Consider the following 12,520-nt stretch of genomic DNA (forward strand, 5'->3'; position numbering starts at 1 on the left):
ACTGCGGCGCACCGGTGACAGGAGAGGCGCACCGGTGACAGGAGAGATGACGTGGACAAGGCCGACGAGTCCCCGCGGAGCGGGCCCGCCGTGGCGAAGGGCACGGTGACGCAGCGCGCCATCGAGCGGATCAAGGCGATGATCGCGGAGGGCCTGCTGGAGCCGGGCCAGCGGCTGCCGACCGAGCGTGACCTCGCGGCACAGCTGGGCATCTCCCGCAGCTCGATGCGGGAGGCGATTCGCGCCCTCACGGTCCTGGGCGTAGTGGAGGCCCGGCACGGTTCCGGCATCTACGTGACACAGCTCCAGGCCGGTGACCTCCTGGAGACGTTCGGCGTGGTCGCCGACCTCTCGCGCGGGCCGCGGCTGGTCGAGCTCCTGGAAGTGCGGCGCATTCTGGAGTCGACGGCGACCGCGCTGGCCGCCGCCCGCATCACTCCGGAGCAACTTGCCGCCGTGGAAGGCCACTTGACCGCGATGAACGCCACGGACGACCCGGAGGAGATCCTCGCCCACGACCTCGCCTTCCACCGGGAGATCGCGGCCGCCGCCGGCAACGAGACGATGGCGGCGATCCTGGAGGGCCTGTCCTCCCGCACCTTCCGCGCCCGTGTCTGGCGCGGCTACCGGGAGGAGGACGCCTTCGCCCGCACCCGCCGCGAGCACGCGGCGATCCACCGCGCCCTGGCGGCCCGGGATCCGGAGGCGGCCCGGGCGGCGGCGGCCGCGCACGTGGGCGAGGTGGAGGAGTGGCTGCGGGCGCAGCGCAGCGCCGGAGCACCTTCTTCAGCAGTCGCTCCGGCTCCCGTACGGCCGGCTCCGGAAGGTCCGTGAACTCCGCTCCGGAAGGTCCGTGAACTCCGTGCCCGGCCGGGGGTGGCCGAGGAGGCCGGTGAGAGGCCATGGTGCACGGACACAACCGCACATCTTCACTCCCGAGGAGCGCCCGTGAGCACCTGGGTCGGCCGGACCGCCGTCGAGATCGCCGCCGCCGTACGCGAGAAGCGGGCCACTCCCCACGAGGTGGTGGTCGAGCACCTCGCGCGGATCGGGCTGCTGGACGGGCGGGTGGGGGCGTTCCGTACGGTGCGGGCGCGGGCGGCGCTCGACGAGGCGGACGAGGTGGGCGCCCGCGCGGACCTGGCCGGCCTGCCGTTGGCCGGTGTGCCGGTGGCGGTCAAGGACAACCTCGCCGTGCGGGGCGAGTCCACGCGCGTCGGCTCCGCCGCGACTGCGGACACGCCCGCCGACGCCGATCACGTCACGGTGGCCCGGCTCCGGGCGGCCGGTGCGGTGGTCGTGGGGCTGACGAACGTGCCGGAGCTGTGTGTCTTCGGGACCACCGAGGGCGTCCACGGCACCGCCCGCAACCCGTGGGACACCGCGCGCACGGCGGGCGGTTCGTCCGGCGGCAGCGCGGCAGCGGTCGCCGCCCGGATGGTGCCCATCGCCCTGGGCAACGACGGCATGGGCTCCTTGCGCATACCGGCGGCCAACTGCGGCCTCGTCACCATCAAGCCGGGCCATGGCGTGGTTCCCGCGGGGATCGGCGAGGGCGACTGGTTCGGCATGTCCGAGAACGGCCCCCTGGCGACGACGGTCGAGGACGCCCGCCTGATGCTGTCGGTGCTGGCCGGCACCGAGGTCGTACGGGCCCAGGAGCCCGGCACGCTCAGGATCGCGGTCTCCGTGCGCAGTCCGCTCGCCGGGGTCACCGTGAGCAAGCCGTACGTGGGCGCGGCGCGTGAGGCGGCCGGGGTGCTGGCGCGGGCGGGGCATCGGGTGCGCCGGGCCGAGCCGCCGTATCCGCTGTCGCTGGGCGTCACCGCGCTCGCGCACTGGACGGCGGGCACCGCCGTCGACGCACGGGCTCTGGACGCGCGCCTGTTGGCCCGCCGCACGCGGGTGCACGCCGCCGTCGGACGACGCTTCCTCGGCGGGGTGCGGGGCGGCTCGGCGCGGGAGGAACTGCGCCGTCGGCTGGAGCCGTTCTTCGAGGGATACGACGTGCTGCTGACGCCGGCGCTGGCCCGGCGCTCGCCGAAGTCGGCGCCGTGGCACGAGCGGGGCTGGCTGAGCAACGTCCTGGCGAACACGAACTACTCGCCGCTGACGCCGCCGTGGAACCTCACCGGCTGGCCGGCGGCGGTGGTTCCGGTGGGGACGCTGCCGTCGGGCGCCCCCACCGCGGTTCAGCTGGTGGGACGGCCGGGGTCGGAGGCGCAACTGCTGCGGGTGGCAGAGCAGTTGGAGGAGCTGCGTCCGTGGCGGCGGACGGCGCCGCTCGCGTGAGGGTGAGCGCGAGGGGCTGAATCCGCATGGGCGTGGCGGGCACGCCCATGCGGCAGGCGATCGCGACGGGTTCTGCCCCGGGGTCAGTCCACGCTGGGCAGGATGTGGGGCTCGGCGAGGTCCTCCTCGTAGCCGGCCAGGCGGATGGGTGCCGAGCGGGCCCACACGTCGAGGCTGCCGATCTCCCCGGGCCGGCGGCCCCCGCGCTCCGTGCGTTCCTTGGGGCGCTGTTCGCGATTCGTCTTCTCTGGTGTCACCGCGCACTCCTTATGTGTCGGGTCACCCTCGGGCGTGCCGGTCAGTCTGCGGTCCGGCGCTCGAGGCGTCCTTGGTTCTGTCTGCAGGCAGTTCGGACGCGGTGGCGCCGGTAACTCCGAGGAGAGCAGGCCGTTGTCAACCGGCTGTCCCATGACGGACCGTGGGTGTTGGGTGGCACTCCGTCCTGCTGTCCGTCCGCTATAGATTAACCAAATGAGCGGGGGGCCGCTCGATAGGGCTGAAAATTTGGGGTAACCATGGCAAGTCGCCCGCATGTCCCCCCAGGTGAATTGAACCCTTCCGCCCGCCGGCACACCCTTTGACCTTCACCCGAACGGCTTACAGCGGCTCGCCGCCGCTTCGTCGTGGCTCAGTTCAAGTGCCGTTGGTTCCGTCGCAAGCTCGCCATGATCTGCTGACGTGTCACTACGGCTGTCTCGCGGGAGGACTGACGCATGGAGCTGCGCAGCGTCGAGGAGCTGCTGGATCTGCTGTACGCGGGGCGGGGCGTGTGGGACGCCCCGGAGCACCGCGGGCGAGGGGTCGACCTGCACGATCACGCGCTGCAGACCGCGGCGCTGCTGCGTCGAAGTCGCCCCGCCGACAAGGAACTCCAGGTGACGGGACTCGTCCACCCCATCGGCCGCCTGCTGCGGCCCACCACTGTCGTGGGCCGCGCCGAGATCGTCGCCGACGCCGTACGGCCACTGCTCGGCGAGCGGGTGGCACGGCTGGTCCGGCGCCACCCCTGGCAGGGCTCCCCCGCCGACGACGACCTGCTCAGCCTGCGCCAGGCGGACGAGGACGGCCGGGTCGCCGGCTTCGACGCGGGGGTGCTGGAGGACTGGCGGACGGTGCTGGAGCTGGTGGCGGCGCGGAACTCGCGGCTCGGGGCGGTCGACCAGGGCAGGCCCTGACCCTGTCCGGCAGCCGGTGAACGGCCACCGGAGACCTCACCACCGGCCGCCGGGCACTACCACTTACCGGGTGCGTAGTCCTTGAGGAAGACTCCGTACAGGTCCTCGCCGACCTCGCCGCGCACGATCGGGTCGTAGACGCGGGCCGCGCCGTCGACGAGGTCGAGCGGGGCGTGGAAGCCGGCCTCGGCGAGGCGCAGCTTGTCGAAGTGGGGGCGCTCGTCGGTGATCCAGCCGGTGTCGACCGAGGTCATGAGGATGCCGTCGGTCTGGAACATCTCCTGTGCGCTGGTCCGCGTCACCATGTTCATCGCCGCCTTGGCGGCGTTCGTGTTCGGGTGGCCCGCGCCCTTGTAGCCGCGACCGAAGACACCTTCCATCGCCGAGACGTTCACGACGTACGCGCGCCCGCTCGTCGCCTTCCTGGCGGCGTCGGCCATGGCCGGGCGGAGCTTGCTGATCAGGATGAACGGCGCCGTGTAGTTGCACAACTGGGTCTCGAGGAGCTCCACGGGGGAGATCTGCTCGATGGTCTGCACCCAGGTGTTGGTGTCGACGACGTCGGGGACCAGACCGCCCGCGTCGATGGCGGTGCCGTCGAGGTGCCGGGCGACGCTGGCGTTGCCCGCGACCAGGGCGAGGTCGGCGACCTTCTGCGCGTCGAGGCCGCTGGTGCCGATCGGCAGCGCGGCGAGGCCGTCGACCGCGCCGGAGTTGAAGGCGCCGATGACGTGGTGGGCGGGGAGCTCGCCGGCGGGCAGCGGGGCGCTCTCGCCCTCGACGAGGGCGGCGTAGGCGGAGGGCAGACGGCGTACGGTCTGCGTCGCGTTGTTGATGAGGATGTCGAGGGGGCCCGCCTCGGCGACCTGGTCGGCGAGGGCCACGGCCTGCGCCGGGTCGCGCAGGTCGATGCCGACGACCTCCAGGCGGTGCATCCAGTCCGCCGAGTCGTCCATCGCCTTGAAGCGGCGGATGGCGTCCTTCGGGAAGCGCGTGGTGATCGTCGTGTGCGCGCCGTCGCGCAGCAGCCTGAGCGCGATGTACATGCCGATCTTGGCGCGGCCTCCGGTGAGCAGGGCGCGCTTGCCGGTGAGGTCGGCGCGGGCGTCGCGCTTGGCGCGGTTCAGGTCGGCGCAGTCAGGACAGAGCTGGTGGTAGAAGTAGTCGACTTCCACGTACCGGGTCTTGCAGGTGTAGCAGGAACGCGGGCGCTGGAGTATCCCCGCGATCTTCCCCTCCTGCGTGATCGACGACGGCAGGAGGCCCTCCGTCTCGTCGTCGATCCGCTGGGCGGAACCGGTCGCCGTGGCCTCGGTGACCGCCTTGTCGTGGGCGGTCTTGGCGGCCCGGCGCTCCTGGCGGCGGCGCTGCTTGACCGTGCGGTAGATGCCGGCGGTGGCCCGGCGCACGGTGATCGCGTCGGGGTGGTCGATCTCCAGCGTGTCGAGTTCCTCGAGCACGCTGAGGCAGACGGCGAGCCGCTCCGGGTCGATGCCGGGCCCGTACACGACGTCGTCCATGACCTCGTCCGTGAACGCCGAGCCGTCCTCTGTCACCGTCATCGCGCTGCCGTTTCCCTGCTGACCCGTGCGGCGCTCCGACCGCGCCCGCTTTCGAACGGGGAAGTTTACGGAGCGCCGGGCCACACCTCCAAACCCGCGCCAGTCAAGAGTCGCAGGCCGTGATGAGCGTCTCCACCTCCTCGGAGAGCGCCCGCGCGAACCGGTCGAGGTCGGGCACCGCCGCGGCGTCCGCGACCAGCCCGTAGTGGACGCGGCCGCGGTACGTGGAGATCGCGACCGCGAGGGAGTGGCCGCGGGCGAGTGGGGCGTACGGGTAGACCTCGGTCACCGGGTTCCCGCCGAGCTTCAGGCCGAGGCTGGGCAGGGGCACGCTGGTGACGAGGATGTCGAACCAGAGCCGGGCGGCCTGGCCGGCCAGCGGCCCGCCGAGGCGGTGGCCGAGGGCCGGGACGTGGTCGGCGAGCAGGGCGACGGCGCCCGCGCCCCGGCCCGGGCCGGCGTCCTTGTTGCGGTCCATGGCGGCGCGGACGGCGCCGAGCCGGCCGAGCGGATCGGGATCGTGGACGGGGAGCTGGATCAGGTAGCCGGAGAGCCGGTTGCCCTGCGGGTGGGCGGTACGCGGGCGGCGCTTGGAGACGGGGATGAGCGCGCGCGGCGCCACGCCCTCACTGCCGTCGCCGCGCTCGTCCAGCCAGCGGCGCAGGGCGCCGGCGACGACCGCGATCAGGACGTCGTTGACGGTGCCGCCGACGACCTTGCGGACCCGGTGCACGTCGTCGAGGTCGACGACCACGCCCGCGGTGCGGCGGGTGCCGGTGGGCCCGGCGGTGAGCGCGGCGGTGGAGCGCATGCCGAGGGTGTGGACGGCGACGGAGGCGCCGATGTCGAGGGCGCGGCCCACATCGGACAGGGCGCCGCGCAGCAGGCCGGGCAGCCTGCGCACCCGGGGCAGGCGAGCGCGGGGCGGCGCGGCCGGGCGGGGCCGGGGCGCGGGCAGGTCCATGGGGTCCAGTACGGCCGCGGCGAGGGTCAGCGCGCGCAGGCCGTCGGCGAGGGCGTGGTGGAACTTGAACAGGACGGCGAAGGAGTCACCGTCCCGCGCCGGCAGGACGTGGGCCTCCCATGGTGGACGGCCACGCTCCAGGGGGCGCTCCATGAGCCGGCCGGCCGCGGCCTGGAAGTCGGCGGTGGGCTCGTGCAGCCGTACGTGGTGCAGGGGGTCGAACTCCGGGTCCGGCTCGCGCACCGCGCCACCGAAGGCGGTGGGCTGCCACACGTCCCGGATCCGCATCCGCAGTCCGGGGACGGCGGCCGCCCGGGCGGCGAGCAGGTCGGCCGCGTGGGCGCCCGAGGCGGGCGAGAGCGACGAGAAGACGCCGAGCGCGCCGAGGTGCATGGGGTGCTCGGGGGACTCGATGTTCCAGAACGCCAGGTCGAGGGGTGCCAGCAGATCATCAGGAGTCACGGGCTTGCCTCGCGTCGACGACGGGTGAGGCAGCAGTCAATCGCCCCGGGCGATTACGGTCAAGTACGATCAGGCTACGTACAGTTAACAGTCGATTAAGTGTGTGTCGAAAACGAGCTCGACACCGGAAAGGGAAGCGACGAGAACAGGACCGACTACGGCACCTGCTGGCCCTTCCCGAGGGCGATCACCCCGCCCTTGGACACCGTGTACAGCTCCGCGTCCCGTTCCGGGTTCACGCCGATCGTGGCACCGGGCGGGACCTCGACGTTCTTGTCCAGGACCGCCCCGCGCACCACCGCGCCCCGGCCGATGTGGACGTTGTCGTGGAGGATCGAGCCCTGGACGACGGCTCCCGGGTCGACCACGACACCCGGCGACAGCACCGACCGGGTGACCTGCCCGCGGATCAGGCACCCCGAGCTGATGATCGACTCACTGGCCATGCCGCCCGCGTTGAAACGGGCCGGGGAGAGCTGGTTGGAGTGGGTGTAGATGGGCCAGCTGCGGTTGTACAGGTTGAACGCGGGCCGCTCGGCGATCAGGTCCATGTGGGCGTCGTAGTACGCGTCGAGCGTGCCGACGTCCCGCCAGTAGCCCTGGTCGCGGGTGGTCTCGCCCGGCACGTGGTTGTCGCTGAAGTCGTACAGCCGGGCCTCGCCGCGCTCGGTGAGCTGGGGCAGGATCGAGCCGCCCATGTCGTGCACGGAGTTCTCGTCCTCGGCGTCCCGCTGGAGCGCCTCGATCAGGGCCTTGGTGGTGAAGAGGTAGTTGCCCATCGAGGCGAAGACCATCTCCGGGTCGTCCGCGAGGCCCGGCGGGTCGGCGGGCTTCTCCAGGAAGCGCTCGACCGTCTGGCCGTCCGAACCCGGGGTGATCACCCCGAAGGAGGAGGACTCATGGCGCGGGACGCGTATCCCGGCCACCGTCACGCCCGCGCCGCTGTCGATGTGCTGGGTGAGCATCTGGCGCGGGTCCATGCGGTAGACGTGGTCGGCGCCGAACACGGCCACGTACTCGGGCCGTTCGTCGTGGATCAGGTTCAGCGACTGCAGGATGGCGTCGGCGCTGCCCAGGTACCAGCGCTTGCCGAGCCGCTGCTGGGCCGGGACCGGGGTGACGTAGTTGCCGAGCAGACTGGACATCCGCCAGGTGGTGGTGATGTGCCGGTCCAGCGAGTGCGACTTGTACTGCGTCAGCACGCAGATGCGCAGGACGTCGGCGTTGACGAGGTTGGACAGGACGAAGTCGACGAGGCGGTAGGTACCGCCGAAGGTGACCGCTGGTTTGGCGCGGTCCGCGGTGAGGGGCATCAGGCGTTTGCCCTCGCCGCCCGCCAGCACGATTCCGAGGACCGAAGGTCCACCACGACGCATGGCCGCTCCCCTCACCCGGTTGATCCATCATTGCCCCGCACGGGGCGAGCTACGCCTGTTTGAGGATCTCCTCGTACAACCGGACGGTGCGCCGGGCCACCGCGTCCCAGCCGAAGTCCCCCACCGCGCGGGCCCGTCCGGCCTCTCCCATGCGGCGGGCGCCCTCCGGATCGCCGAGGACGGTGTCCAGCGCCCGCGCGAGGCCGGCCTCGAAGTCCTCGCCCCCGTCGTCCACGGGGACCAGCAGACCGGTCTCGCCGTCCTCGACGACCTCGGGGATACCGCCGACCCTGGAGGCCACGACGGGCGTGCCGCAGGCCATCGCCTCCAGGTTGACGATGCCGAGGGGCTCGTACACCGACGGGCAGACGAACACGGCCGCGTGGGTGAGGAGTTGGATCACCTCCGGGCGCGGCAGCATCCGCGGGATCCAGTGCACACCGTCCCGGGCGCGGCTCAGCCCCTCGAACAGCTCGCGGAACTCCCGGTCGATCTCGGGGGTGTCGGGCGCGCCCGCGCACAGCACGACCTGCGCGGCCGGGTCGATGTCCCGGACGGCGCGCAGCAGATGGGGGACGCCCTTCTGGCGGGTGATACGGCCGACGAACAGCACGTACGGGCGTGCCGGGTCGAGGCCGATCCGGGCGAGGGCGTCGGTGCCGTGGTCGGGCCGGTACAGGGCGGTGTCGATGCCGTTGTGCACGACGTGCACCCGGTCCGGGGCGAGCGTCGGGTAGCAGGTGAGGATGTCCTCGCGCATCGCGCCGGAGACCGCGATCACCGCGTCGGCCGCCTCCACCGCGGTCCGCTCGGCCCAGCTCGACAGGGCGTATCCGCCGCCGAGTTGCTCGGCCTTCCAGGGGCGCAGGGGCTCCAGCGAGTGGGCGGTCACCACGTGCGGGACGCCGTACAGCTCCTTCGCTAGGTGACCGGCGAGGTTGGCGTACCAGGTGTGGGAGTGGACCAGTTCGCGGCCTTCGAGGGCGGCGGCCATGGCGAGGTCGACGGAGAAGGTGCGCAGGGCGTCGTTGACGCCGTCGAGGGCGGACCAGGGGCGGTGGCGCAGGACGCCGGCGGCCCGGTCCGCCAGGGAGACCTCGCCCCAGCAGTGCACCTCGAGGTCGACCAGCGTCCTCAACTCGCGGGCGAGGAACTCGACATGAACGCCCGCGCCGCCGTACACGTCCGGGGGATACTCCCGGGTCAGCAGTCCCACTCGCACCCGGAACCCCCAATTCTCCGCGGCCGGTTCCCTCATGGTCACCCAGACGGGGCGCGCGGGGAAGAGCGCGGGGGTCGTGGGAAGCAACAGTCGCCGCAGACGCCTCCGCCCGGTACCCGGTAGTAGAGGCAGCAGCTGCGGCGGCGGAAGGCGGTGCCGGTGAGGGTGCCGGTGGCGGCGAGCAGGGGGTGGGAGAGGAGCTCGGCGGTGAGGGCGCGGGAGCGGACGGCGACCTCGGTACGGCCGTGACCGCGCGCCCACCGGTCCAGTTGGCGGGCCGCGCCGGCCAGCGCCGACGCGGCGTTGCCGCGCAGGAGGCCGGGGGCGACGGGGTGGCGGGTGCGCAGGGCCGCCGCCAGCGGTTCGAGGTGGCCGTACAGCACGGATTCGCTCAGGGCCGCCGCGTCGCCGGGCCGGGCGTGGACCTCGGTCAGCCACAGGTCGTCCGGGGCGCTGCCGTCCGGGTCCCAGCGCAGCAGTCGCGGATCCAGGTCGGGGAGCCGGCCGTACAGGGCGGCGCAGCCGAGCGCGACCGACCAGAGGCGGGCCGCGAGCCCCTGCTGGGCCACGGAGGCGGCGGTGCGCGTCTCGGGGGCGCGCAGGGCGTGGGCGACCTTCCGGACGCGGAACGTGAGGGGATCCCGGTGAACATCCGAGGCGGTGTCCGCGTATACCTCGGCGAGGGTCGGCATCGGCCGGGGTGGTTCTCCTGCCGTGGGCGATGCGGTGCGCAGGACGAAGAAGCCGCCGAGCGGGCGGAGGGCGGCGAGATCGGAGTCGAGGTCCACGAAGGGCAGTAGTACCAAGGGCGCGTAGGGGGACGCGATCAGGGGATCCCCCAGTGGTGGCACCCACCCTGGGGAGGAGTGCGGGCGCTTCCTACTCCATCGGTAGTAGGACCCATTGCGTGCTCAGGGACGACGACGGGAACAGTTCTACAAGGCATCGTGTTGGTCATGAGAGCCGACCGTTCGCCGCGCCGGGCCCCCGGCCCCCGCCTCACGCAGAGGAACAGCTCATGAGCGCCCTCGCGTTGTCCGTGGTCCTGTCGCTCGTCTCCGCCGTCGCCTACGCGGCCGGGGCGATCGTGCAGGAGCAGGTCGCGGTGTCCCACCCCGACGAACAGTACGCGCCGCTGCGCCGGCCGAGCTGGTGGGCGGCGGTCGCGCTGAACGGCCTCGGCGGACTGCTGCACGTCGTGGCGCTCGCCTACGGCCCCCTCAGCCTCGTGCAGCCCCTGGGCGCGCTGACCATCGTGTTCGCGCTGCCGATGGCGGCGCTGTTCGTGGGCCGCAAGGCCGGGGCGACGGCCTGGCGGGGCGCCATCATGGCGACGATCGGTCTGGCCGGTCTGCTCTCCCTGGTCGGCGCGGCCGACGCGCAGTCGCTCACCACCCCGCAGCGCATAGGCGCGGCCCTCGTCACCGGCGGCGCGGTCGTGGCCCTGATGATCGCAGGGCGGGCGGCGCACCGGCACCCGGCGGTCCGCAGCATGCTGCTGGCGACCGCGTCCGGCATAGCCTTCGGCATGTCGTCCGTGTTCACCAAGACCGTCGCGGTCGACTGGACCGGTGGCGTCTCGGCGGCCGACCTGCCCTCCCTCGCCGTCATCGGCGTCCTGGCCACGGCGGGCATGCTGCTGTCGCAGGCCTCCTACAAGGGCGGCGGCCTCGCGGCCCCGCTCGCGACGCTGACCGTGGTGAACCCGGTGGTGGCGGCCGCGGTCGGCATCACGATGTTCGGCGAGACCTTCCGCTACGGCACCACGGGCACCGCGCTCGCGCTGAGCTGCGGTGTGGTGGCGGCGGGTGGCCTGATCCTGCTGACGACCGAGCGGCTCGCGGGCGCGCAGACGGCGGAGCCAGTGGCAACGCCCGCGGCCGGTCTGCCCGGCGGGTTCCCGCAGGAGCCCGTCACGGCGCGGCTGGAGAAGGCGCTGGCAGAGGTCCGGGAGGACCTCCGGGAAGACGTCGTGTTCATACCGGCCCAGGCCGTGGAGGAGCCGGTGGCGGCCTCGACCGAGGCTCCCGAACCCCCGCCGCTGTACGGGCCGTTCTACGGCGGCCCGTACGTCCCGCTGACCGTCCCCGGCCGGCCCCGCGAGCGGATCAGATCCTGACGCCGCCGGCCCGCAGATAGGCCAGCGGGTCGATGTCCGAACCGAAACCGGGTCCCGTCCGCACCTCGAAGTGCAGATGCGGGCCCGTGCTGTTGCCCGTGGAGCCGGAACGGCCGATGCGCTGACCGGCGCCCACCGACTGACCGTCCCGTACGGAGATCGCCGACAGGTGCGCGTACTGCGAGTAGCGGCCGTCGGCGTGCCGGATCACCACCTGGTAGCCGAAGGACCCGCCCCAGCCCGCGGTCACGACCTCGCCCGCCGCGACGGCCTTCACGGTCGTGCCGGTGGGCACGGGGAAGTCGACTCCGGTGTGGTAGCCCTTCGACCAGGAGGAACCCGTCGCGTGGTACGGCGTGCCGGTGCCGGCGCTGACCGGGGCGACGAGGGCGTGGCCGCTCGACGTCTTCCTCTCGGTTGTCTTCTTCTCCGTGCCCGAGGAGGACCCCTCCCCGGTGCCCGAGGAGGACCTCTCCGTCCGGGAGCCGGAGGTGCCCGAGGTGCTGCCGGGGGACGTGGCCGTCGAGGTCGCCCCGCCACGCAGCTTCAGCCGCTGGCCCGGCACGATCAGGTCGGGGTCGGCCCCGATGGTCGCCCGGTTGGCGGCGTACAGCCGCTGCCAGCCACCGCGCACGTCCTGGTCGTCGGCGATGCCGGAGAGGGTGTCGCCGCGGACGACCGTGTACATCCGGGCGGTGCCCGCCCGCGACTGGGGCGTGGTCTGCGGCTGTACGTCCTTCAGCGAGCTCTTGGCGGACTGGGTGGACGTGCCGCTCGGGTGGATGTCGGGGGTGTCGCCGCCCCGGGTGAGTCCGGCGCGGACCGAGCAGGCCGGCCAGGCGCCGGGCCCCTGGCCCTTCAGCACCTTTTCCGCGACGGCGATCTGCTGGTCCTTGGTGGCGAGATCGGCGCGCGGCGCGTACGCGGTGCCGCCGTACGCCTCCCAGGTGGACTGGGTGAACTGCAGCCCGCCGTAGTAGCCGTTGCCGGTGTTGATGTCCCAGTCGTTGCTCGACTCGCACGCGGCGACCTTGTCCCAGGTGTCCACGTCGGCCGCCTCGGCGACGCCCGTGCCCATGAGCGGTATCGCCATGCCGGCGCCGCCCGCCGTGACAGTGAGCGAGGCCCGGTTGATCCTGTTCGGCTGATACCGGCGGTGCCGACCGCGTACGGCCATGAAGATCCCCCTCGACATGCGTCAGGAGGGGCAAAAGTAAGGGCCGCCAACCGGACAGGACAAGACGACTATCGGCCGCCCTGTCTCAACTCGACCGGGAATCAACCCCTGTTGCGCCAGTCCTGTGGCCGGTGGGGCGCACGGTGCGTATGTCCGGATGCGACGGCACAC

The 12,520-nt window shown here is 72.7% G+C and carries 11 protein-coding genes; 4 read left to right on the forward strand and 7 right to left on the reverse strand.

Annotated elements, in window-relative coordinates; all coding sequences use genetic code 11:
* Positions 1-51 precede the first annotated feature (51 nt).
* Positions 52-834: a FadR/GntR family transcriptional regulator gene (locus tag IE263_RS28895; protein ID WP_189940754.1), complete on the forward strand. Its 783-nt coding sequence runs from the start codon at positions 52-54 to the stop codon at positions 832-834.
* 114 nt (positions 835-948) lie between these two features.
* On the forward strand, positions 949-2,292 hold the full coding sequence (locus IE263_RS28900) for an amidase (RefSeq protein ID WP_189940755.1): 1,344 nt from the start codon (positions 949-951) through the stop codon (positions 2,290-2,292).
* An 83-nt stretch (positions 2,293-2,375) separates the two neighbouring features.
* On the opposite strand, the gene IE263_RS28905 is transcribed toward IE263_RS28900, so the two are convergent.
* Positions 2,376-2,549, reverse strand: a complete 174-nt coding sequence (locus IE263_RS28905; RefSeq protein WP_189940756.1) for a hypothetical protein — start codon at positions 2,547-2,549, stop codon at positions 2,376-2,378.
* Between the two features lie 456 nt (positions 2,550-3,005).
* Between IE263_RS28905 and IE263_RS28910 the strand changes: the two genes are divergently transcribed.
* Positions 3,006-3,467, forward strand: coding sequence for an inositol oxygenase family protein (locus tag IE263_RS28910; RefSeq protein WP_189940757.1), 462 nt, complete (start codon positions 3,006-3,008; stop codon positions 3,465-3,467).
* Positions 3,468-3,523: 56 nt separating this feature from the next.
* Here the strand turns inward: IE263_RS28910 and IE263_RS28915 are convergent, their stop codons facing one another.
* From IE263_RS28915 to IE263_RS28935, 5 genes are all read right to left on the reverse strand, one after another.
* Entirely contained in the window at positions 3,524-5,029 is a 1,506-nt protein-coding gene (locus IE263_RS28915; RefSeq protein WP_189940758.1) for an SDR family NAD(P)-dependent oxidoreductase, read from the reverse strand.
* A 103-nt stretch (positions 5,030-5,132) separates the two neighbouring features.
* On the reverse strand, positions 5,133-6,455 hold the full coding sequence (locus tag IE263_RS28920; protein WP_189940759.1) for a wax ester/triacylglycerol synthase family O-acyltransferase: 1,323 nt from the start codon (positions 6,453-6,455) through the stop codon (positions 5,133-5,135).
* 155 nt (positions 6,456-6,610) lie between these two features.
* Positions 6,611-7,831, reverse strand: coding sequence for a glucose-1-phosphate adenylyltransferase (glgC, locus tag IE263_RS28925; RefSeq protein WP_189940760.1), 1,221 nt, complete (start codon positions 7,829-7,831; stop codon positions 6,611-6,613).
* Positions 7,832-7,880: 49 nt separating this feature from the next.
* Positions 7,881-9,053, reverse strand: coding sequence for a glycogen synthase (gene glgA / locus IE263_RS28930; protein WP_189940761.1), 1,173 nt, complete (start codon positions 9,051-9,053; stop codon positions 7,881-7,883).
* 38 nt (positions 9,054-9,091) lie between these two features.
* The gene (locus IE263_RS28935) at positions 9,092-9,841 is read right to left on the reverse strand and encodes a (2Fe-2S)-binding protein (RefSeq protein WP_229911213.1); all 750 of its coding nucleotides are present in this window, start codon (positions 9,839-9,841) and stop codon (positions 9,092-9,094) included.
* Between the two features lie 230 nt (positions 9,842-10,071).
* Here IE263_RS28935 and IE263_RS28940 point away from each other — a divergent pair, with 230 nt between their 5' ends.
* A complete protein-coding gene (locus IE263_RS28940) occupies positions 10,072-11,172 on the forward strand; it encodes a DMT family transporter (RefSeq protein ID WP_189940763.1) in 1,101 nt (366 codons plus the stop codon).
* Here IE263_RS28940 and IE263_RS28945 read toward each other — a convergent pair.
* Positions 11,162-12,349 carry a transglycosylase family protein gene (locus tag IE263_RS28945; RefSeq protein ID WP_189940764.1) on the reverse strand — a complete coding sequence of 396 codons (1,188 nt, stop codon included), beginning with the start codon at positions 12,347-12,349 and terminating at the stop codon, positions 11,162-11,164. The genes IE263_RS28940 and IE263_RS28945 overlap by 11 nt on opposite strands.
* Positions 12,350-12,520: the final 171 nt, after the last annotated feature.

Origin of the sequence: Streptomyces aurantiogriseus (genome assembly GCF_014649375.1) — a bacterium.
GTDB lineage: Bacteria > Actinomycetota > Actinomycetes > Streptomycetales > Streptomycetaceae > Streptomyces > Streptomyces aurantiogriseus.